At 33.6% G+C, this 21063-nt stretch carries 27 protein-coding genes; 25 read left to right on the top strand and 2 right to left on the bottom strand.

Going from position 1 to position 21063, the window contains the following annotated elements:
- Positions 1–228: 228 nt before the first annotated feature.
- Complete coding sequence (gene cysK / locus ACEWK1_RS15705) at positions 229–1179, top strand: cysteine synthase A (protein WP_098796882.1); 951 nt, start codon at positions 229–231, stop codon at positions 1177–1179.
- Between the two features lie 701 nt (positions 1180–1880).
- A complete protein-coding gene (locus ACEWK1_RS15710) occupies positions 1881–2081 on the top strand; it encodes a hypothetical protein (RefSeq protein WP_098796879.1) in 201 nt (66 codons plus the stop codon).
- A 260-nt stretch (positions 2082–2341) separates the two neighbouring features.
- On the opposite strand, the gene ACEWK1_RS15715 is transcribed toward ACEWK1_RS15710, so the two are convergent.
- Positions 2342–2842, bottom strand: coding sequence for a ubiquinol-cytochrome c reductase iron-sulfur subunit (locus tag ACEWK1_RS15715; protein WP_098796877.1), 501 nt, complete (start codon positions 2840–2842; stop codon positions 2342–2344).
- Positions 2843–3004: 162 nt separating this feature from the next.
- Between ACEWK1_RS15715 and ACEWK1_RS15720 the strand changes: the two genes are divergently transcribed.
- The 23 genes from ACEWK1_RS15720 to ACEWK1_RS15830 all read left to right on the top strand — a co-directional run bounded on the left by ACEWK1_RS15720 (position 3005) and on the right by ACEWK1_RS15830 (position 20325).
- Positions 3005–3160 (top strand): SHOCT domain-containing protein, encoded by a 156-nt coding sequence (locus ACEWK1_RS15720; protein WP_141549674.1) that lies wholly within the window; start codon positions 3005–3007, stop codon positions 3158–3160.
- A gap of 151 nt (positions 3161–3311) precedes the next feature.
- Entirely contained in the window at positions 3312–3773 is a 462-nt protein-coding gene (locus ACEWK1_RS15725) for a cytochrome c maturation protein CcmE (RefSeq protein ID WP_098796874.1), read from the top strand.
- On the top strand, positions 3766–5748 hold the full coding sequence (locus ACEWK1_RS15730) for a heme lyase CcmF/NrfE family subunit (protein WP_212137848.1): 1983 nt from the start codon (positions 3766–3768) through the stop codon (positions 5746–5748). The genes ACEWK1_RS15725 and ACEWK1_RS15730 overlap by 8 nt, the downstream gene beginning before the upstream one ends.
- On the top strand, positions 5741–6241 hold the full coding sequence (locus ACEWK1_RS15735) for a cytochrome c-type biogenesis protein (protein ID WP_098796868.1): 501 nt from the start codon (positions 5741–5743) through the stop codon (positions 6239–6241). Before ACEWK1_RS15730 ends, ACEWK1_RS15735 begins: the two co-directional genes overlap by 8 nt.
- A 15-nt stretch (positions 6242–6256) precedes the next feature.
- Entirely contained in the window at positions 6257–6607 is a 351-nt protein-coding gene (locus ACEWK1_RS15740; protein WP_098796865.1) for a hypothetical protein, read from the top strand.
- Entirely contained in the window at positions 6597–7529 is a 933-nt protein-coding gene (locus ACEWK1_RS15745) for a hypothetical protein (RefSeq protein ID WP_098796863.1), read from the top strand. Before ACEWK1_RS15740 ends, ACEWK1_RS15745 begins: the two co-directional genes overlap by 11 nt.
- Positions 7530–7541: 12 nt before the next feature.
- Complete coding sequence (locus tag ACEWK1_RS15750; protein WP_176551041.1) at positions 7542–8243, top strand: ABC transporter ATP-binding protein; 702 nt, start codon at positions 7542–7544, stop codon at positions 8241–8243.
- Positions 8230–8907: a heme exporter protein CcmB gene (locus ACEWK1_RS15755; RefSeq protein WP_176551040.1), complete on the top strand. Its 678-nt coding sequence runs from the start codon at positions 8230–8232 to the stop codon at positions 8905–8907. Before ACEWK1_RS15750 ends, ACEWK1_RS15755 begins: the two co-directional genes overlap by 14 nt.
- A 1-nt stretch (position 8908) precedes the next feature.
- On the top strand, positions 8909–9601 hold the full coding sequence (locus ACEWK1_RS15760) for a cytochrome c biogenesis protein (RefSeq protein ID WP_176551039.1): 693 nt from the start codon (positions 8909–8911) through the stop codon (positions 9599–9601).
- A 10-nt stretch (positions 9602–9611) separates the two neighbouring features.
- Positions 9612–9734, top strand: coding sequence for a CcmD family protein (locus ACEWK1_RS15765; protein WP_098796854.1), 123 nt, complete (start codon positions 9612–9614; stop codon positions 9732–9734).
- A 26-nt stretch (positions 9735–9760) separates the two neighbouring features.
- Positions 9761–10288 carry a TlpA family protein disulfide reductase gene (locus ACEWK1_RS15770; RefSeq protein ID WP_098796851.1) on the top strand — a complete coding sequence of 176 codons (528 nt, stop codon included), beginning with the start codon at positions 9761–9763 and terminating at the stop codon, positions 10286–10288.
- A gap of 33 nt (positions 10289–10321) precedes the next feature.
- Positions 10322–11230 carry a cytochrome c oxidase assembly protein gene (locus ACEWK1_RS15775; RefSeq protein WP_098796849.1) on the top strand — a complete coding sequence of 303 codons (909 nt, stop codon included), beginning with the start codon at positions 10322–10324 and terminating at the stop codon, positions 11228–11230.
- 13 nt (positions 11231–11243) lie between these two features.
- Positions 11244–11942, top strand: coding sequence for a response regulator transcription factor (locus tag ACEWK1_RS15780; RefSeq protein ID WP_098796900.1), 699 nt, complete (start codon positions 11244–11246; stop codon positions 11940–11942).
- Positions 11939–13348, top strand: a complete 1410-nt coding sequence (locus ACEWK1_RS15785; RefSeq protein WP_176551038.1) for an ATP-binding protein — start codon at positions 11939–11941, stop codon at positions 13346–13348. The genes ACEWK1_RS15780 and ACEWK1_RS15785 overlap by 4 nt, the downstream gene beginning before the upstream one ends.
- A 1-nt stretch (position 13349) precedes the next feature.
- Positions 13350–13559 carry a hypothetical protein gene (locus ACEWK1_RS15790; RefSeq protein ID WP_098796844.1) on the top strand — a complete coding sequence of 70 codons (210 nt, stop codon included), beginning with the start codon at positions 13350–13352 and terminating at the stop codon, positions 13557–13559.
- A complete protein-coding gene (locus ACEWK1_RS15795) occupies positions 13559–14752 on the top strand; it encodes a F510_1955 family glycosylhydrolase (protein ID WP_212137850.1) in 1194 nt (397 codons plus the stop codon). Before ACEWK1_RS15790 ends, ACEWK1_RS15795 begins: the two co-directional genes overlap by 1 nt.
- 64 nt (positions 14753–14816) lie before the next feature.
- Entirely contained in the window at positions 14817–15050 is a 234-nt protein-coding gene (locus tag ACEWK1_RS15800; RefSeq protein WP_251406353.1) for an SHOCT domain-containing protein, read from the top strand.
- 204 nt (positions 15051–15254) lie between these two features.
- A complete protein-coding gene (locus tag ACEWK1_RS15805) occupies positions 15255–15485 on the top strand; it encodes a hypothetical protein (RefSeq protein WP_098796839.1) in 231 nt (76 codons plus the stop codon).
- A 342-nt stretch (positions 15486–15827) separates the two neighbouring features.
- Complete coding sequence (locus ACEWK1_RS15810) at positions 15828–16517, top strand: hypothetical protein (RefSeq protein WP_098796837.1); 690 nt, start codon at positions 15828–15830, stop codon at positions 16515–16517.
- Between the two features lie 21 nt (positions 16518–16538).
- On the top strand, positions 16539–18458 hold the full coding sequence (locus ACEWK1_RS15815) for a copper resistance CopC/CopD family protein (RefSeq protein ID WP_098796835.1): 1920 nt from the start codon (positions 16539–16541) through the stop codon (positions 18456–18458).
- Between the two features lie 14 nt (positions 18459–18472).
- Entirely contained in the window at positions 18473–19207 is a 735-nt protein-coding gene (locus tag ACEWK1_RS15820) for a sulfite exporter TauE/SafE family protein (RefSeq protein ID WP_212137852.1), read from the top strand.
- A gap of 90 nt (positions 19208–19297) precedes the next feature.
- Positions 19298–20044, top strand: a complete 747-nt coding sequence (locus tag ACEWK1_RS15825) for a YwmB family TATA-box binding protein (RefSeq protein WP_098799772.1) — start codon at positions 19298–19300, stop codon at positions 20042–20044.
- A gap of 176 nt (positions 20045–20220) precedes the next feature.
- Positions 20221–20325, top strand: coding sequence for a hypothetical protein (locus ACEWK1_RS15830; protein WP_251406362.1), 105 nt, complete (start codon positions 20221–20223; stop codon positions 20323–20325).
- Positions 20326–20525: 200 nt separating this feature from the next.
- Here the strand turns inward: ACEWK1_RS15830 and ACEWK1_RS15835 are convergent, their stop codons facing one another.
- On the bottom strand, positions 20526–20681 hold the full coding sequence (locus ACEWK1_RS15835) for a hypothetical protein (protein ID WP_176551259.1): 156 nt from the start codon (positions 20679–20681) through the stop codon (positions 20526–20528).
- Between the last annotated feature and the right edge of the window lie 382 nt (positions 20682–21063).

Here is a 21063-nt window from a genome sequence, read left to right on the forward strand (position 1 = left end):
GATAACAAAAAATTGATAAAACATAAAGTACCCAAAAAAGTGTGGATGACACTTAATATCTTCGTACTTAACACTCTCCCGAACCAAATTGAAAGCCTTATCATTATTATGATAAGTTTGTTTTTAAAATTTAATAATAGATCTTTATCTTTATCGTTTATCACAATTTCTTCAAATTTATTAGGTATAGTATTAATATAGGATTTCACACTTTTAGGAGGAAAACAAATGACTGATGTATTAAAACGTCCAAAAATCGCAAAGAATATTACTGAATTAATAGGTCGGACACCTTTAGTAAGACTAAATCAGATTAGTGACTCAACTGGTACTGAAGTACTTGCAAAATTAGAATACTTTAATCCGTTATCAAGTGTAAAAGACAGAATAGGTAATGCTATGATTGAAGATGCCGAGCAACGTGGGATTATTAATAAGGATACAGTCATTGTTGAGCCAACAAGTGGAAATACAGGTATTGCGTTAGCTTTTGTTTGTGCAGCTAAAAATTACCGTTGTATTCTTGTAATGCCTGATACAATGAGTACAGAAAGACGTAGCCTTTTAAAAGCATTAGGTGCAGAGCTTGTGTTAACTGAGGGAGCTAAGGGTATGAAAGGTGCAATCGAAAAGGCTGAATCATTAAGTAAAGAAATACCAGATGCGTTTATTCCTCAACAATTTAATAACCAAGCAAACCCTATGATTCATAGAAAAACAACAGCTGAAGAAATTTGGGCTGATACAGATGGTACTGTTGATATTGTAGTTAGTGGAATTGGAACAGGTGGAACTATTACAGGTATTTCAGAAGTCTTAAAAGAACGCAAATCTTCTTTTAAGTCTGTTGCTGTAGAACCAAAGGATTCCCCTATTTTATCAGGTGGATCCCCAGGACCGCACAAAATTCAGGGTATTGGTGCAGGGTTTACTCCAGAGGTATTAAACACAGATATTTACGATGAAATTGTCCAAGTCATGAATGATGAGGCATTTGAGGCATCAAGGTCGCTTGGAAAACAAGAGGGAATATTAGTTGGTATATCCTCTGGTGCAGCGATTCATGCTGCTTCAGTTATTGCAAAAAAACCGGAAAATAAAGGGAAAACAATTGTAGTTATATTACCTGATACAGGTGAACGTTATCTCTCTACAGCATTATTTAATGAGCAAGAGTAAAATTAAAATGAGATAACCGAAATGTAAGTTAACCGGTTTAAAGGGTCTCAACATTGGTATCAACCACTTTATTTAGACAGCTTTTCATAGCAAAGTTTGCAGATCGGAAAATACGAAGCTTATTTATTTATTATCTAAGTAGAAAAGGATAGATGACTCGCTGAATCTTAGCTATATCTATCCTTTTTATTATTGTAATACTAAACTAAAAAACATTTTAACTATAATCTGTTCGGAATCTGATGCATTAAAAAATATTTAATCATTGTAATCTCCATAATCTTCCTGAATGAGGTCTTGCTAAATCAATAATTATGGCAACTTAATGTTTGACGAGACATTAGAAAGAGCAAAAGTTGACCAAATTGGCACAGTTATCAAACTGCTGATAGACCGCATCGGAAACTGGCTTCAGAAGCGAAATCAATTATTTCTTTATTAGCAAAAGACTTAATTATTATAATTAAGCTGGGAAACCGTCTTTAAAATTTCTCTTTTTAGATTATCCAATTCCATAAATGGTTTATATCAACCTTGTAGAGTTGTTCTATTCTTATCCTCCTTATCTATTTTAACCATAAGTAAGATGTATCGATCGAGTACTATTCAATGTAAATAGATTTAATAAAAAGGAATGGAAAATTTATTAATCATTGTTATAATGCATATTAAGTTAAATTACATTATAAAAGGTGGTCATAATGGGGAATACGTGTCGCTATGTTGTTAACGCTGTTGGTAAAGGTGGAGAGACATACTATACCCACTTTAAAGATAAAAAAGAGTTAAAAATATGGCTTAAAGACCATCAAGATAAATTATTAATGAATGAATTAAAGATAATTGATAAGAATAAGCATCCATTTTTAAATCGTTTAACACTATTAAACTTTTTAAAATAAGTTGGCCTCCTTTCTATATAAGAAAAAAGAATTTGTATAATTTAAACAACAAAAGAGCTGACACAAAAGGTTGGTAAATAACGATTCTTTTGTGTCAATCTCTTTAAATTATTTATTAAATGGAATTCACCTACTGTCTTACCTATTCCAGGGATTATGGAAATTTACAATTATTTTCTATCTATCCTAAACATTTAGGAGATAAACTTATGTTTTAATAGAATTAACACACAATTCAACTATAGGGTCCCATATCTTTTTTAGGAGCGTTCTTTTGCACTTAAAATTGGAATATATACATTTCCATCCTGAATTATTGGTTCAAAAATATCTAGAGGCCTTGGTGGAGGTCCACCTATATTAATACCAAATTCGTCATATTTACCTCCGTGGCATGGACAAAAAAATGAAATACCTTCAATTTTAAGATTATTATCAGCATGTGTTGCCGTGCAACCAAGGTGGGTAAAAATAGGTGACATGACTAACAATTCTTTAGTACTACTATCTATGTTTATATATACAAAACCTTTTCTTTCTTGTTCTACCCAAGCATCCTTAATCTTGGTGTTATAGTTTACTTTCTTAGGAAATGGTCCCTTTTTTAATTTTTCTAATGGACCAAGGTTAGCCAGTGCACTAGTATCTATTTCTTCTTTGTTACATGCTGTTAAACTAAAATGTATAACAGTAAGTGTTAATAGTCCTATTGTTCCTTTTACACTTTTCTTCAAAAACTTCCTTCTATCTAATTGTGTCATCAAATCCCTCCTTGCTTTAAATTCTAAACTATAAATATGAAGAACCTATGGTGTTTCAAATTACACTGGATTTTTCTATACTATCTAGATATTTTAAGAATTTCACAGTTTCTACAAATCTTTATGTCAAAATATAATTATACTTCAAAAGGAGGGAATCGAATGAGTTGTTGCGGATCTTCAAATATAAGTAAAAATCAGAACAAAAATACCAGTAATGCAAACTTAACCCCAATCGAACAGTTGAAGGTACGATTAGCACAAGGTGAAATCTCTATTGAAGAATACCTGAAAACAAAAACTGTATTAGATCAATAATGAGTTCATTGGTACCCAGCTCCATTGGAGACTGGGTATTATAATGGGCTTTTTTCAAATTGAATAGAATTCATCACAGAATCTTCATATTTATTGTCTATAATCCTAGAAGATGGCTTCTTTAATACAGTATGAAATGAGGTGTTATTGATTGGGAAAGAAAACAAAAATGATCATTGCTCTTGGTATTTTTTTAGCAGTAATAGGTACACTTATTTATACTAGCATCGGTAATGCAGCAACTTTCTATCTAACTGTTGATGAATTAAAAGATAAACAGGAAGAGGCAGTTGGAAAACGGATTAAGGTAAGTGGGAATATTGTAGGAGAATCAATTAATTTTGATTCATCCCAAATATTACTAATGTTTGAACTAGAAGGAGAAAATGGTTTTCGTGTACCCATTCAATATGATGGTGTCAAACCAGACACATTAAATGATGGGTGGGAAGCGATAGTGGAAGGAGAATTAAACTCTGAGGGTGTTTTTATTGCCTCTGAATTACTTGTAAAATGTCCTTCAAAATACGAGGCAATGGAGGAAAACGGAGAGGAAATTCCAAAAGACCACCCAGCGACACAGAAACAAGGAGGAAATGAAACTAATGGGTGATATCGGCCGTTTGGCCCTTATGTTCTCAATTGTCATAGTTGTTTATGGAATAATAAGTCATCTGATGGCAATTCGAACGAAAAATATACGTTGGCTTAAGAGTGCGAAAACCTCTGTTTTTATTCTTGCTTTTTTAACCACTCTAGCCTCGGGTTCCTTAATTTATTTACTAGTAACAGGGGATTTCAAATACGAGTATGTTGCACTTTATTCAAGTACTGACATGCCTTTGTTTTATAAAATATCAGCCTTTTGGGGAGGAAATGCTGGTTCTCTCTTACTATGGTTCTGGATATTAAGTTTATATACAGCGTTGGTCACTTGTTCTAAACATAAGGATAGTACTAAATATTTACCTTGGGTATCTACTATATTATTAATCATCAATGCTTTCTTCGTACTCGTACTTAATACTATTGAACAACCTTTCGCGTTAAATCCAGAGCAGATGTCGGAGGGTAATGGATTAAATCCGTTATTACAGAACCCCGGAATGGCGGTTCATCCTGTTACCTTGTATTTAGGTTATATCGGATTCGCTGTCCCGTTTGCTTACGGAATGGCTGCATTAATTCTTAAAAAGGCGGATGCGGTTTGGCTTAAGGTTACGAGAAAATGGACATTAGTATCTTGGTTATTCTTAAGTATGGGGATACTATTTGGTTCCCAATGGGCCTATGTAGAACTAGGATGGGGTGGTTACTGGGCGTGGGATCCAGTAGAAAATGCCTCATTACTACCATGGCTTACAGCAACAGCACTTTTACACTCAAATATGGTTCAAGAAAGAAAAGGTATGTTAAAAAGGTGGAACATGACCTTGGTCACTCTTACATTTGTCCTTACATTATTTGGGACATTCTTAACGAGAAGTGGTTTGTTATGGTCTGTGCATGCATTTGCAAATGGTCCAATCGGTGCTTATTTCCTTGCCTTTATAGGGATCATTATTATAGGTTCTATTTGGAATATTTCAGCAAATTGGTCTGTGCTAAAGTCAGATGCCCAATTTGAGTCTTACATTTCTAAAGAAAGTAGTTTTTTAGTAAACAATCTATTATTAGTAGCATCAGCATTTACGGTTTTTTGGGGAACCATTTATCCTGTTGTGTCGGAAGCTGTAACAGGTTCAAAGACAATGGTAGGGGCTCCTTATTTTAATAGAGTCAATGTTCCGATCTTTATTGCCATAATTATTTTAATGGGGATTGGACCAGTTGTTGCATGGAAAAGATCTACCACAAAAGCTCTTTGGAAAAATCTTCGTGTCCCATTAATTGTAACAATTTTATTAGCTCTAGCACTATTTTTTACTGGAGTGAAGAATTGGATGACCCTTTTATCCTTGTCAAGTACAAGCTTTGTGGCTTTGATTATTTTCCTTGAATTTACAAAGGCTGTACAAGCTAGGGTGAAGGTAACAAGTGAATCACCACTTCGCTCATTTTTTATGCTTTTTGTTAAAAATAGGCGGCGTTATGGTGGGTACATTGCTCACTTTGGAGTCATTTTAATTGCCATTGGGTTAACTGGAGCTAGCACTTATTCAGTAGAGAAACAATATGGATTAAATGAAGGGGATTTTATCAATCTAGGAAAATACACATTATTGTATAGAGGTCTGGCCGAGAATAATAGTGAGGCTAAGCAAACGGTCTATGCTGAATTATTAGTAGAAAAAGATGGTGAAAAAATAGGTGTTGTCCGACCTGAGAAGGTGTTCTATGTAAATGGTACTCAACCTACAACTGAAGTATCCATTGTAAGTTCATTACAAGAGGATCTTTATGTTGTACTAAATGGTTGGTCTGAGGAAGATGGCAAGGTGTTTATTCAAGTTAAAATTTTCCCTCTCATGTCATGGACATGGGCTGGAGGCTATATCTTGATTCTAGGTACATTAGTATCTTTATGGCCTAATCGATCTGCCAAAAGAAAATCACCGTTTAACATGGAGTCGATGACCTATGGGTAAATGGCTAAAAAATGTATGGTTTTCACTATCTTTAACGATATTCTCTCTTGTAGTATTTGTTCCTAAAAAAGGCTTTGCTGAAGGGGAAAACGTTTCTATATCTCGTAATGATATGCTTAATGTTGCCAAAGAACTACATCCACCAGGGTGTACAGATTCTATGACTGCTGATTATTGTACGTTATCAACCGCGTATGATTTGCGACAAGAGATATGGTCTCTGTTAGAAGAGGATATGGATAAAAAACAAGTTATTAATTATCTAGTTCAAAAATATGACGAACGTATCCTTGCGGCTCCTACACCTGAAGGTTTTAACCTGATAGCATGGGTTTTACCTGGGGTAGGAGTAGCAATTGGTGCAATTCTCATCCTTTTTCTAATAAAAAAATGGAAAAAGGGACAGGTTGAATCGAATGAGAATCAACAAAAGCTGTCTGTTACGGACTATGATGCGAATAAAGTCCAAGAGGAACTGAAAAATTGGTTATAAAGAGAGGAAAACGTTATGACAGATACTGAAATTTTTATGGGTGTCATTGGGCTAATCATCTTACTTCTTCTCGCTTCTCCTTTCTTTATAAAAAGAAATCCAACGATAGAAATGCCAGAAGAAGATTTCCAAGATGAGAAAGAGCAAGTGTTTATGCAACTTTCCGAATTAGAATACGATTATCAAATGGGAAAGTTACCAGAAAGAGACTATATAAACACAAAAAGTGAGCTTACGTCAAAGGCATCTAAATATGTTAGTCACTCTAATGAAGATTTCATTGAAATTGAACGAACGGTAGATATAGAAATAAGAACGGTGCTTAAGAAAAGTGGGGTGGGGAAGGAGATAATGTATGAAAAGTAAAATTATTTCACTTTTAATAGTGATCATCATGCTTCCTCTTGTGTTAGTACCCAATAAAGGTTCAGCTGATGGCAAGTATCCAGTAAGGATTACAGAACAAAATATAGTAGCCTCTCCCATAGATCAGAATACACTTCAGCTTATTCAGATAGTGAATTTTAAAAACAGTGGGAATAAGAAAGAAGAGCAATTACCTATTTATTTACCTGAAGGTTATTCCGAGCTTCAAGTTCGTTCTGGGTTAGAAGAAAAGGATATGAAGGTAATAGATAAAGGGGTTGTTGATGTAACAGGTCTTGACCCTGGTAAAGAAAAGCAGATTGTACTTTCCTATATTATGCCGCTCACCCAAAGAAAATCTCAATGGGCGATTGAGACATCCTATGTAACTGAAAGTTTTCAGGTTATTATACAGCCTGGGATATTATCTTTTGAAGCAAGCAATTTAGTCACACAATCTGATTTGTTCGAAATGAATAACCAGGAATTTAGGCGATTTACTCGAGTAGATCTTCATCCTGACACACCTTGGACACTTACTTTCAACTTTATTGGCCAATCAAGTGCAAACAATGAGACAAGCAAAGTAGAAGATTCATCTCCATCTAACTATACAGAAGATGGATATAAGATTATTGGGAAAGAAGGAATTGGATACGGAAAGGCTGCTATTACAATAGCCATAATTGTGATTGCATTATGTATGACATTAATCGGATTAAAAAGGGATTATCAAAAATCGATAAACAAATCGGTAAGACCTACACGTACGTGGTTACAGACGGAAAAGGAAATATTATTGCAAGAAATGGTTCAACTAGAAAAAGATTATCAGTCGAAATTAATTAGTGAAAAAACATATAAGGAAACTTATAACGATATAAGAGAGAAAATGATACGGGTTATAGCAGAACTCAGGTAGGTGGTCTCCATTTTGGAACTTCAAAATCTTGAATTTATCATAAATGAACGAAAGGTATTAAAATCGATTAATTTCTCTTGGAGAAAGGGGGAAACGGTTGCGTTTATTGGAGGGAATGGAGCGGGGAAATCTACTCTCTTAAAGATAATTGCATTACTTTCTCAACCTTCTGACGGGAAGTTATCGTTAGCAAAAGGAGTTAGCAAAAACAATTGGAAAAACAATCTAGGTGTTGTTTTTCCTGATAGTTTTTTACACGACTCCTTAACAGCTATTGAAAATTTACATTTTTACCAGAAAATTTATGGGAAAGATGACAAACATTTTATTGAGCATATTCTTAATAAAGTACAATTAGTCACTGTGAAGGATGAACTTGTGGGTACCTATTCTAAGGGAATGAGACAACGTTTATCCATCGCAAGAGCGTTGGTCCATCAACCTGAGTATCTACTTTTGGACGAACCGTTTGATGGGTTAGACTTGAAATCAAAAATGATCATTGAAGATATTCTTAATGAACATGAGTCACAAGGGAATGGATATATCTTAGTCAGTCATGATGTAAAACAAGCTTTTGATCTTTGTGAACGAGCAATTTTACTACATGATGGGGAAATTATTGTTGACGAAAAGAGTTCCCAAATATCTCTCTTATCTTTTTTAGATAGGTATCAATCATTGTTGGAGAGGAATGAAAATGAATTTCTATAAACAGACATTATTAATTCTTAAAAGGGACCTAACGTTAGAATTTCGCCAAAAATCACTCCTCTTTTCAATGATTATTTTTGCATTAATGCTTCAAGTGTTTTTAAACATTGCGTTTGATACAGATATGGAAGCTATGCAAAAATTGGCGGCAGGGATATTATGGATTCCTATTCTTTTATCTGCCATGCTCGGTTTTAACCGAATTGTTGCAATGGATAAAGAGAATAGTGTCCTAACTGGCTTGTTAGTCTCTCCATTAGACAAGGGTGCACTGTACCTTGGGAAATTTTTAGCGAATTTAGTATTGATTTTGATAGTAATCTGCATATCAGTTCCTGCCTTTTTTTTATTTGTTCAACAACCTTACCCAGATTCACTCGGTTTACTGATAGCGGTATTGTTATTGGGCAGTTGGGGGTTTGTAGCGATGGGTGTTTTTTTAGCAACCCTTGCACAGTCAAGCAGAATTACTGAATTATTACTACCAGTAATGCTTTTCCCATTAAGTGTTCCACTGTTTTTAGGAATCGTTCAGCTAACTGAAGTAGCCTTATATCCTTCTATAGAAATGTCGCAAAACGTATGGCTGATACTTTTAGTTAGTTATGACATTCTTTTTACAATCATCCCACTTTTTTTATTCGATTACTTATTGGAGGTGTGACATGGTTAACAGACTACTGGGAATATCAAAAATTCCACTTACTTTAATAACAGCAATCGTCATAATCATTCAACTATACATGGCTTTTTACTATGCACCAACTGAAAAGTATATGGGAGAGATACAAAGAATTATGTATTTCCATATCCCAAGTGCTTTTGTAGCGTTTGTAGCTTTTGCAATCGTGTTTATCGGAGGAGTTTTATATTTATATACGAAAAATAAGCAATGGGACTATTTAGCTGTATCAGCAGCTGAGATTGGAGTACTCTTCACAACATTTGTTCTAGTGACGGGCTCGTTATGGGCAAAGCCTGTGTGGAATGCATGGTGGGTGTGGGAAGACCCACGATTAGTTACTTCGCTTATTCTATGGTTTATGTATATCGCTTATTTATTCATTCGAGCATCTGTGCAAGGAGAAGAACGTCATAGGAAATTTGCTGCAATATTTGGTATCATCGCCTTTTTAGATGTTCCACTCGTTTACTTCTCGGTAAAGTGGTGGAGAACCATCCACCCAAAGGTAATCGATGAGCAAGGTGTTCATATGCCGGTTGAAATGGCACAAACCTTGTTCTTCAGTATAATTGCCTTTCAGTTTCTATTTTTCACACTATTAATCTATCGTTTCTTTCTTGAAAGACAAAAAGAAAAGATAAAAGAAATAAAGAATATAGAATTAAAAAGATAGGAGAATATAGATGAATTTTTTATTCGTAGGAGTATTAATTATTTGGGTTGGGATTCTCGCATACGTTATTCGAATTTTTAACGAACAGAAAAAGATAACGAAACAATTAGAGAAAATCAAAAGTTATTATTAGATGTAAGTATAGGAGGGGTGAAAAGTGTGTTACGTAAGCTGGTGCGTGTAACGATTATTGTGCTTATAGGAGTTGCATTTATTTACATGGCTATAAATCTTGCTGAAAAATCAACTGCTGCAGAAGTGGGTGGCCTTGCTCCTGATTTTACGTTAGAAGGTATGGACGGTAACATGGTAAGTCTAACAGACTACCGAGGTGAATTTGTTATTCTGAATTTCTTTGCATCCTGGTGTCCCCCATGTCGGGAGGAAGCTCCTGAACTTCAGGCGTTTGAAGAAGAGTATGGAGATCAGGCAAAACTTTTAATTCTAAGTCGAGCGGAACCAAAAATACAAGTGCAGGAATTTATTGAAGAATTTAAGTCTACCTCAACGTATCTTCTAGATTATAATGATTCGATGGCTAAACCTTATGGTATAGCTGGACAACCTGAAACTTTTTTTATTGATGAAAGTGGGATTATTAGGTACCACCATGTAGGTCCGATGACAAAAGAATTTATGGTTGAAACTGTTAATAAATACAAAAAATCACCATTATCAGAAAAGTAAAAGACCCAATAAATAGGGTATGGATGGGAAATTATGTCATTTCGTAGGGTTTCTTTAGCGCTTCCTGGTTTGTTTTTTCTTTTAGGACCAACGGGTGCTTTTGCTCATAATGGACAAAAAAGTGGTTTACATGATTATTCATTTTTTGAGCTTTGGAACCCGGCATTATTTATAGGAGTTATTCTAGTTTTTCTGTTATACCTTCATTTCATAAATAAAAATCGAAGGGGTAATCCTGATTTTACTCCCGTATCCATAAAAAGAAAACTTTCCTTCTTAGGTGGACTGATTGTATTTTATATTGCGCTAGGTAGTCCGTTACATGTTTTAGGTGACAGTTTCTTATTTAGTGCGCACATGCTGGCACAGTCTTTAGTTTATATTGTAATGCCACCGTTACTATTAATGGGTATAGAAAAATGGATGGTCCAATCTGTTATAAAAATTGGTTTTAAATATAAGATTCTTTCAATAGCAAAGGTTCCATTAATTCCATTGTTACTATTTAATATTCTGTTTTCTTTTTACCATATTCCAATAATTTTTGATAAAGTGGTTTCAAATACAATTTATCATAACCTTACTCATTTGATTTTAACAGCTTCAGCATTTTTAATGTGGATTCCAATATTTCCTGTTAGTGATGAATTAGATAAACTTTCTCCTTTGCAAAAACTTGGATATATTTTTGGCGCAGGTGTGTTATTAACTCCTGCTTGCGCATTAATTATTTTTGCCGATGAACCATTGTATGCGATGTATACTAATGCCCCACAATTATGGACTTATCTTGGTCCGATAGATGACCAACAAACCGGTGGTATCATCATGAAAGTCATACAAGAACTAATCTATGGCACAGTAATAGGATATATATTTTTTAAATGGGCAAAAAAAGAACAGGTTCATGATGAATATGTACCAATAATAAATGAGGGATAAGTGAGTGATAGGTATGAAAGACAAAATTCTTATTGTTGATGATGAGTGGAATATGAGAAATCTAATAAAGATTCATTTACTTCCTCACTTCGATTTAGAAGAGGCAGCAAATGGTAAAGAGGCGTTAGAAAAGGTAAAAGATCATAATTTTCAACTCATTATTCTGGATGTAATGATGCCTGATATGACTGGATGGACAGTCTGTGAAAGAATCCGCGAGAAAGAAAACATTCCAATTTTGATGTTAACTGCTTTAACGGATGTAAAGGATAAAGTACACGGTCTTAACATTGGTGCAGATGACTATTTAGTAAAACCATTTAACCCTGAAGAACTGGTAGCACGTGTTCATGCATTATTAAGAAGGTCTGTTGAATTTAATAATGAAAATGATAATGGAACAATTACAATCTCTGACCTAACAATTATTAAAGATAGTAGACTGGTTCTCGTAAACGGCAAGGAAGTTGACCTTACACCTAAGGAATTCAATCTAATTCATTTATTCGCAACAAATCAGAAACAGGTATTTACACGTGAAATTTTACTTAATGCTATATGGAATACAAACAACGTTTTAGATGTTAGGACGGTTGATACACATGTGAAAAATGTAAGAGAAAAACTTAGAAAAAATGGATTATCGTTTAATCCAATAAAAACAGTATGGGGTGTTGGGTATATCTTTCAAACTCCAGATGGAAAAGCATGAAATGGAATAGTATCGTTATTAAGTTAGGAGTAGTCTTTATCCTGCTTTTTTTCGTTGTTATTTTCCCTTTAGGGTTTAGTATAAATAAAATTTTTTCCGGATTCTTTTATAATGAGGTAGAAAGCCAAGTTGATAAGCTGTCTACTCGATACTCTCGAACAATAACAGATATTAAAGATGAGAAAATTCTTAATATGTTTGAAATGCTGGCAGATTTGACAGATCATGAAATAATTATAGTGGATAAAAATGGGGAAATCGTGGCAAATTCAGGATTACCTAGTCTTCCTAAGGGTTCAAAGGCAAACATCGAACTTTTGCCTTCTCTTAAGGAAAAGGAATCGGTTAAAATCGAAATTCAAGATGTAACTACAAAGAACAGGTATTTATCAATTGGAAAACCAATAATTTCAAACAAGGAATTCCTAGGTGGTATATTTGTTTTAGCTCCAATTGATGGCATATACTTATCACTTGACCGTGTTAGAGATATGCTTATCCTTGCCGGAATGGGTTCCATATTTTTAGCAATTGGATTTGCCTTCTTTTTTACAAGAAAACTGACAACTCCATTACTTGAAATGGAAAAGGCTACGAGGAATATTGCACATGGCGACTTGAAAACAAGAGTGAGTGTTGAAAGTAAAGATGAAATAGGATCTCTAGCAAAAGCTATTAACTATCTTGCTGTAGAATTAGATAAATACCAAACAAATAGAAGGCAATTTTTCGCTAATATATCACATGAGTTACGAACACCTTTAACATATTTAGGTGGTTATATAAAAGCGATTCAACAAGGCCTTTACCAATCTGACGAAGAAAGAGATCAATATCTGCTTATTATAGAGAATGAAACGGAAAGAATGACGCAATTGGTGAATGATCTTTTTGAATTGTCGAAAATGGAAGAGGGAAAATTAGAGTTCCACTTTGAAGATATAGACCTCTGTGAAGTTATTCAAAGTTCTATAGAGAAAACAAAATTAAAATCAAAAGAAAAGGGAATCGAGATTTTCCTTAAAGGTGATACAAATCTTCCCTTAGCCAACCTTGATGGGTTACGAACTGAACAAATTGTAATAAACCTCTTAGAGAATGCCATTCGTTATACAGAAAAGGGGTCTATAACCGTAAAGCTTTGGAGTGAGAGACAAAAGATAAAAATATCAATCGAAGATACGGGATTAGGTATACCAGGAGAAGATTTACCTTATCTGTTTGAGCGTTTTTATCGAGTGGAAAAGTCAAGGTCTAGAGCAACCGGAGGAACAGGTTTAGGATTATCCATTGTTAAATCATTAGTTGAACTTCAACAAGGTGAAATTCAAGTCAAAAGTGAAGTTGGTAAAGGGACAAGCTTTATATTGACATTCCCTGTAGTAGACTTTAGTCAGGAGGATTAGGATGAAACGAATTGAATATGTTATTGCGGGTCTACTCGTGATTATAGGTCTGGCTTGTCTAACAACTTCAGGATCTTATCTGATGGGGGCTGGTATAGATGCATACATCATGACTTTTTTACAGTTGTGTATGTGGTTAGGAATTCCTATTGTTGTGGTTGGCGTAATTTACTTGATACTAATAAAGTTTAAAAAAGGTGATAAAAAATGATGAAATTAAGACTTTTTACATTAATGTTTTTTATGATGGCTTTACCTCTTAATGCATTTGCTCATGGTACAGAGGAAGAGTATCAAAAAGAGGGTTTAATGTTTGATAAGATAATTGGTGGGGGATTAGTAGTATCAATTCTTTTATTAGTAGTATCTGTGGTCGGAATCGTAGTGATTTCAAAGAAAATAAAATCAATAAGTGTTAAAAATAAGCAGGGTCAGAAAAAAAGCAATCAATTAAAAAAAAGTTCAACAATCCTAAAATGGATTAGTGCTATAACTTTGTTAAGTTCAACAATTTTTGGGTTTATAACTTTAAAAAATAATGAGGTTGAACAGGGAGATACTATTGGATTCCAACATATACATGGGCTTGGATACTCCGCAGATGGTAATAGTTTTTATATACCAGCTCATGATGGCTTAAGAGTTTATTCAAAGGGTGAATGGAGGATTCCAGAAGGGGAGAAACATGACTATATGGGTTTTTCTATGGTAGATGACGGATTTTACAGTAGTGGTCATCCTGGACCAGGCTCAAAATTAGAAAATCCTTTTGGAGTCGTAAAAAGTAATGATTTTGGTAAGTCACTAGAAGTATTAGATTTATATAAAGAAATTGATTTTCACGGAATGGCTGTAGGATATTTTTCACATGCAATTTATGTGCTAAATCCCGAAGCGAATAGTAGGATGGAAGATACGGGCCTTTATTATACATTGGATGAAACCAAAAAGTGGACGAAAAGCGATATGAATGGGTTAGATGGTCAACCTGCATCAATCGCAGTGCACTCATCAGATGAGAAAATCATTGCAATAGGTACAGATCAAGGTGTATTTCTTTCAACCGATTTTGGTAATACATTTGAAAGTATATTACCAGGAGTACCTATATCTTCCATTCACTTTACAAAAGAAAATAAATTAGTGGTTGGTGGGCTAGAGGATGGGTCCGTAATGTATGAAATTAATATAGATACGAAAGAGAAAACTAAGATTTCTATTCCGGAAATAAGTAATGAAGATGCAATATCATATATTGCTGTAAATCCTCAAAACAGTTCAGAAATTGTTTTCACAACATTTGAGAAACAAATTTATATAACAAAAGATAATGGAATTAGTTGGACACAGATTGCAAAGAGTGGAACAGCTATTGATCGTAAAGTAGAAAAGGTAGAAAATTAGGGAACTTTCAATGTAATTGTGAATGAATTAATCGAAAATAATTTATGTAAGGAGAATGGTAATGATGGGAATGATGAATTTTGGCATGTTATTAAATATGCTAATTTGGATATTGATAATTGGTTTTGCAATTTATGGTTTTGTTTTATTAATTATGAAACCATTTGAAAAAAACAAAGATTCTAGTGGGAAAAACAACAGCCAAGGAAATGCACTAGACATTTTAATGGAACGCTTTGCTAGAGGTGAAATTGATGAAGAAGAGTATGAGCAAAAAAAGAGAGTATTACAAAGATAAAATATAAATTAATCTCTTCACATATTCTTCAAATTAATAGGGTACAATATTTCTTGTAACATAAAACTAAACAGTAAACAGACTAAAATGAAAGGAACCTTTAACGGTTCCTTTTATTTTTCACATAAACTTTAGAATCTCCACAGTTTCATCAAATTTATGGTCTATACTTATATTAACGATATAGAAAGGAGGTAGAGCAAATTGAAAAAGAAAATAGCATTTGTTTCATCTTTTGCTTTAGCAGCTCTTTTAGTTGTAGGACAGTTTACGTATGCTGAGGAACCTGAAAAGGGTATGGGAAATATGATGAACGGAAATGGAAACGGTATGATGAATATGATGGAGGCTATGAATTCACCTGAAGGTCAGAAGATGATGACGGCGTGTGGAGATTTCATGGAATCCTATGATGATCAAGAAAGTAATGATTAAGAGTAACGTGCTCACATATTAAATACTCCCCTTTTAAAAAGGCCTTCTTAGGCCTTTTTAAATTATTTCTTGGTGAGATTCACCTTCTTTATTCATAAAAACTACATAATTATGTGATAATGTAGGACTCATGGGTTTTTTAGGATATTGATCGAAGTAAATGTAATTGGATTTATTGGCTGAATACTGATATAAAGAAAAGAAATTAGATTTAACTATAGTGACAAACTTGGTTGCTTTTACTGTTTTATTTAAGCTATTAGTGGCAATTGAGTGTATTTAATAAAAAAAATTTCCTGAAACGTCCTGTAGATAAGATTAATTGAAAGAGATGGAAATAATATGTATTGGGACTGGATTGATCAATTATCCGGATTACTCACAAGTAGTCACAATTTTTTTTGGGATCTTTATCAAAATAGTACTTTTTATATTAAATCAATTTGGCTCGGAGTCATGTCGTTACTTACATATAGTCAAGTAACATCAAACGTTCTTCTAGTTATTTATTTGCTTTTTCTATTTAAAAAGGAAAATTGGATAAAAGAATTAGTTTTGATTTGCGTGGGAAGAATTGCCGGATTGTTTATAGGGATTTTGATAACGACAATGTTTGGGGATTACAATTTTCAAATCTTAATAGGCCTAGTTAATTATAGTATTGGTCCATTAATTGTCATTATCTTACTCGTTCATTTTTGGATAAATAAAAAAGGCATTGATTTTAAAATTAAAACATGGTGTTCTTTCATTTTTGGTTTAATGTTATCATTTTATCTTGATCCTGTTTTCTATGGTTTTTCTAGATTTTTACCATTCTTCTTTGGTAGGGATGTTTTTAGTTTCATTAAGCCTTTTTTGTATTCTATGATTTTGATATCCCCTTTGACACTATTTGGATTCATTGCATATGGTTTTGAATTTGATAAATGGGTTAAAAGAAATAAATATTTTTTTAAAGTATTACAAAAAGTCATGTATAATTTTTTAATACTTATAGCAATTAATTCTTTCATTATATATTGGTTTTAAGCTCTGAAAGGAGTAGGACAAGTGAGTAGGTCAGTAAAGTTTTTAATAATGTTAAGTTTTGTTTCGATTTTTATATTAAATATATTCCCGGGAGTTTCTGCGTATGCCCATTCTTCTTTAGTGAGAACACTTCCTGAAGGCGGAGAAAAGGTGGAAACTAGCCCTTCTACCATAGAATTGTGGTTTAAGGACCCTGTTGTACTGCATTCTAAAGCTTTGAAAATAATAGATTCATCGGGTAGGTCATTTCAATTAGGTAACACATATATAGATCCTAACAATCAAACTCATATTATTGGTGAATTGAAGGAACCATTGCCAGCTAATCGATATAATATTGAAATTAACGTGATAGCTTTAGATGGAGATATCATAACAGAAAAATTCTTTTTTGAGGTTCTTAAGGATGAAGTTCTTAAGGATGGGTCTAATCAAAAGGGTCCATTGAAGTTAAATAAGCAGATACCTAATGATGGACAAATCATCAAAGGCAGTCTTGATAAGATTGATTTATGGTTTAACCAAGAGACAGAACTTTCAGCCATCGGAGTCTTTGACAAGAACCAACAGCCAGTGAAATTAAAGGAACCATACCAGGATCCATTAGATCCCACCCACATAACAGTAGAATTCGATCAATCGTTAGCAAAAGGGACCTATCAAGTAACATGGTATGCACATCCAAGCAATAGGGTTTCTAGTAATCAACCAGACAGTCTCGATGTTTTTTATTTTGCTGTGGATGAGTTCACACCAATCGAAGAGGGTTCAAAGGGTACACCTGTTCATAATGCATGGTTTCCAGATATGGGATTAAAGCAACTTGGCTATTGGCTCGTTTTTATTGGATTATCGATATTATTTGGCTCAAGCTTATTTATTCAAATCATTTCAAAAAACCTTAAACAGGATAGTGAATGGAAGTTTATTTCTTTAAGTTTAATTTTCATGACAATGGCTGGTGTTACTCTATTAATTCTCCAGCAAAGAATGGAGTTACTAGAACTACCTTTAAAAGAGTTCTTCACATTAAAATTTATCTTGGTACCAATTATCCAAGTCATTTTATTATTACTAGGATTGATGTTTAGAAGAATTGAGACTTTTGCCTTTGGACTAGCGTTATTTATGACACCATTTGTGATGGGGCATGCCTCGTATCCTCGTTATGGAGGTTACTTTACTATCTTCATAAATGAATTGCATCTTTTTGGGGCATCAATTTGGATGGGCGGCTTATTGGCATTAATTACGCTTGTTAAGAAAAATGAGGTTTCTGATTTTATCGGGAAGTCTGCATTGAAATTCTCTAGATTAGCCTTTTGGAGTCTTATTGTTATAATCTTCTCTGGGATCATAATGACAATCCGTTATATTCCTTCCTTCTCAATTGAAAGTTTCCTCGATAGTCAATGGGGAAAAGCGGTTATCGTAAAAGCAGTGTTAACGATTCTAGTTGTTTTGGTAGGATATCTCCAAAGAAGAACGATTAAAAGGTTCACTGTAAATATGGTAACTAAGTTTAAAATAAGAGGTATTAATGAAATTGTGTATGGCATACTTATCTTATTATTTGCTTCGATTTTAGTGGTATCAACTCCTAGTGCTGCTGAACAGGGTATATATCCTGAAGGAGAAAAAAATGAACAAGATTTAGAGGTGAAAATGTCTCCATTAAAGCCAGGACTTAACGTCTTAACTATAGACCTAAAAGGAAAAAGTGATGTCGAGAATATAAGGGTTAAAATCACGATGCCACCGGATTATAGTGTTGAGTATGATGCTTTTAAGATAGATGAGGACACTTTTAAAATAACAGGTAATATTATCCATGCAGCCGGAACATTGTTTATGGAGATTGAAGCAATAAAAGAAAATGGTGATAGTAATACCTATCAATACACGATTGTTGTTCCAGGTGAAGTACGGTTTAATGAGTAAAAGGAGAGGGAAAGATGTATGAATTCTTTAGTCAAATAAGTAATTTCCTTAGTCAACCTTTTCTTACTCTTAGGTATACTACAGAAAGCATCCCTATTCTTTCAGCTTTTATTTTAGGGATTATCGGTGCTTTAGCACCTTGCCAATTTACTGGTAACCTAGGGGCTATTACGATATATGGAAATAAGTCTGTACAAAAAAGTATGGCCTGGTCTGAGGTAGTCCTTTTTATTTTAGGAAAAATTGTCGTTTTTTCAGGTCTAGGCCTTGTTGTTTGGTTATTAGGCAGTGAGTTTGAATCAACATTGACTCTCTATTTTCCATGGATACGTAGGGTAGTTGGACCTATATTAATATTTATTGGATTATTTATGATTGGGCTCATTAAGTTTAGGAAGTCTTTATCACTTGGGAGCATACCAGATCGTTTTCTGAAAAAAGGAAAGCTTGGCTCCTTTTTAATGGGAGTTAGCTTTTCGTTAGGGTTCTGTCCGACAATGTTTGTATTATTTTTTGTAAGCTTAATGCCGATGGTTGTGTCAGTATCTTATGGGGCAGTATTACCAACCATCTTTGCCATCGGAACATCCTTGCCTTTGATTATTGCAATTTTTCTGATCTGGTATTTTGAATTAAGTGGAAAGTTAATGAAAAAGAAAGGGAGAAAACTTGGTTCAGTCGTTCAAAAATTAGCAGGTTGGATAATGATTATACTTGGGATTTTAGATACTTTAACTTACTGGACGTAAATTAAGGTATTTTAAAAAGTTAAAAGATTAATAGAAAATATGTATACTCACCTCACGAAAAGGTAAAGATAATCGTGAGGTGAGTTTTTTATGAAATCTATCAAAATGACTATAGTATTTCTCATACTATTAAGCTTTTTCTATACAAACAGGGCAGTTAATAGTCAAAGTAATACAAATGGATTATTGGAGTTAACAGAAATTGTTCAAAAGGAAAAAATAACATTAAATTCATGGAAAATTTATATAATGAAACCGGTTAAGGATGTAACCAGTGAAAAAGATATTCAAAGAGAAATAGAAAGAATACAAAAAGATGAAGAAGGATATAAGTGGGATATTAGACGTGATGAAGGCAGTGAAGAACAGCACTATATTACAGTTGGTTACAAACAAATCGAACCAAAAGAAATAGAGATGCGAGTTAAAGTTACTGCCTTTCTTGTAGGGAATAAGTACAGAATATATCATTCTTATGAAATTAAGGGTCAAACTTGGAATAAAGAATTATGGGAATTTATTAATGCTAACTTTAAAAATGAAATTAACGGACAAAATGAAGTCTTTTATACTCTTAAAGGCACAATGAAAGAAAAGAATGGCTTTGAATTAAGGGATGAGGGGGATCTTCTCTTAAGAGAATTCTCTGGTACCTTTGTGGAAGGATTAATTGAAGATGATTTGGTTTCATTATCTGCATATACTAATCTTTTGGAGTCATATACATTAAGGATAAATGAAAAGAAAATTAATCTTCAAATAGGTCTTAGGAAAAATCAAAAGGATGATTTAATTGATGTTACGATTGGTACCCCTATAATAACTTCTGGATACTAGAAAACAATATTATCAAAGAGTAACAGGATCATTCATTTTTAAGTGTACATAAAATTAAAGGTTTTAAGTAGAGTATAATTGACAATTTATTAGAAATCTTAAATGATCAAGAAATTGTTGTAAAACTTTCATTCTAATTAAAGAAAAAAATAGAAGGGACCTTACTAACACTTGCTATACAGCAGTTTCTAGACGTTCGGAAATCGGAACGAGAAAGTTTAAAAGATCTTGAAGGCACTGAATATGCTTCGAGGCGATGCTTATATAGTTGGAATTTGTGAAAACATTTGAGGCACGAAATTACTTTGCCCTTTTTGTCACTTTCGCAAAGGCACTAACCATTCAATTAGTTGATATAGAATCCATATGGATCAATATCTTGTGTGTCACTGTTGTTGATTTCATTGTTCTTTTTGTGCTAAAACGTTTTTGAATTTTGCGAAAAAATGACCACCTACAGATTAATAGGTGGTCATGTAGATTACAACAGGCTACGGCACTCATTGATGCACTCTTGTAAGTCTCTTGAAGCGTGTTGTAAACGTTCATTGCTCATTTTAGACATAGCGTTATTTAAGTGTCTCATTGCGCTTTCACATTCATTAATACATTCTTGGAGTTGTTGTTTATTATCCATGATAATCCCTCCTTTCCAAAAATTTATTGTTACCTAGAAGTAGGGAATTATTCGTTTAATAGTAAACCTGTTACTGAGTCACCTTTAACCAATATTGACTCACCTGTATTCTCTAAATCGTTCTGGGAAGGAGAGGCGTTTAGAGCGCTTGCCCCATCAGTGGAAATGAAACTATTTAGAAACGAGATGACGATGAACTTGGTGTTAGTATGTCATACTTTCCTAGGTCTAACCAATAAAAAAACAACAATTCTAGAACAAATCGATTTTCCTTGTTTTCAAGGGAATAGACTTGCTCTGTGTATATTTATCATGTTTACCCTAATTTGAGCATTAGCTGTATGGTAAAAAGAAATCCATGTATACAAAACCAAGCAACATG

The sequence above is a fragment of the Metabacillus sp. YM-086 genome (assembly GCF_048059995.1).
GTDB classification, from domain to species: domain Bacteria; phylum Bacillota; class Bacilli; order Bacillales; family Bacillaceae; genus Metabacillus; species Metabacillus litoralis_B.

Excerpts from the sequence above, each read along its gene's own strand:
- cysK (WP_098796882.1), top strand. The coding sequence starts at position 229 with ATGACTGATGTATTAAAACGTCCAAAAATCGCAAAGAATATTACTGAA.
- ACEWK1_RS15710 (WP_098796879.1), top strand. The coding sequence starts at position 1,881 with ATGGGGAATACGTGTCGCTATGTTGTTAACGCTGTTGGTAAAGGTGGA.
- ACEWK1_RS15715 (WP_098796877.1), bottom strand. The coding sequence starts at position 2,842 with ATGACACAATTAGATAGAAGGAAGTTTTTGAAGAAAAGTGTAAAAGGA.
- ACEWK1_RS15720 (WP_141549674.1), top strand. The coding sequence starts at position 3,005 with ATGAGTTGTTGCGGATCTTCAAATATAAGTAAAAATCAGAACAAAAAT.
- ACEWK1_RS15730 (WP_212137848.1), top strand. The coding sequence starts at position 3,766 with ATGGGTGATATCGGCCGTTTGGCCCTTATGTTCTCAATTGTCATAGTT.
- ACEWK1_RS15735 (WP_098796868.1), top strand. The coding sequence starts at position 5,741 with ATGGGTAAATGGCTAAAAAATGTATGGTTTTCACTATCTTTAACGATA.
- ACEWK1_RS15740 (WP_098796865.1), top strand. The coding sequence starts at position 6,257 with ATGACAGATACTGAAATTTTTATGGGTGTCATTGGGCTAATCATCTTA.
- ACEWK1_RS15745 (WP_098796863.1), top strand. The coding sequence starts at position 6,597 with ATGAAAAGTAAAATTATTTCACTTTTAATAGTGATCATCATGCTTCCT.
- ACEWK1_RS15755 (WP_176551040.1), top strand. The coding sequence starts at position 8,230 with ATGAATTTCTATAAACAGACATTATTAATTCTTAAAAGGGACCTAACG.
- ACEWK1_RS15760 (WP_176551039.1), top strand. The coding sequence starts at position 8,909 with ATGGTTAACAGACTACTGGGAATATCAAAAATTCCACTTACTTTAATA.
- ACEWK1_RS15765 (WP_098796854.1), top strand. The coding sequence starts at position 9,612 with ATGAATTTTTTATTCGTAGGAGTATTAATTATTTGGGTTGGGATTCTC.
- ACEWK1_RS15775 (WP_098796849.1), top strand. The coding sequence starts at position 10,322 with ATGTCATTTCGTAGGGTTTCTTTAGCGCTTCCTGGTTTGTTTTTTCTT.
- ACEWK1_RS15780 (WP_098796900.1), top strand. The coding sequence starts at position 11,244 with ATGAAAGACAAAATTCTTATTGTTGATGATGAGTGGAATATGAGAAAT.
- ACEWK1_RS15785 (WP_176551038.1), top strand. The coding sequence starts at position 11,939 with ATGAAATGGAATAGTATCGTTATTAAGTTAGGAGTAGTCTTTATCCTG.
- ACEWK1_RS15790 (WP_098796844.1), top strand. The coding sequence starts at position 13,350 with ATGAAACGAATTGAATATGTTATTGCGGGTCTACTCGTGATTATAGGT.
- ACEWK1_RS15795 (WP_212137850.1), top strand. The coding sequence starts at position 13,559 with ATGAAATTAAGACTTTTTACATTAATGTTTTTTATGATGGCTTTACCT.
- ACEWK1_RS15800 (WP_251406353.1), top strand. The coding sequence starts at position 14,817 with ATGGGAATGATGAATTTTGGCATGTTATTAAATATGCTAATTTGGATA.
- ACEWK1_RS15810 (WP_098796837.1), top strand. The coding sequence starts at position 15,828 with ATGTATTGGGACTGGATTGATCAATTATCCGGATTACTCACAAGTAGT.
- ACEWK1_RS15820 (WP_212137852.1), top strand. The coding sequence starts at position 18,473 with ATGTATGAATTCTTTAGTCAAATAAGTAATTTCCTTAGTCAACCTTTT.
- ACEWK1_RS15825 (WP_098799772.1), top strand. The coding sequence starts at position 19,298 with ATGAAATCTATCAAAATGACTATAGTATTTCTCATACTATTAAGCTTT.
- ACEWK1_RS15835 (WP_176551259.1), bottom strand. The coding sequence starts at position 20,681 with ATGGATAATAAACAACAACTCCAAGAATGTATTAATGAATGTGAAAGC.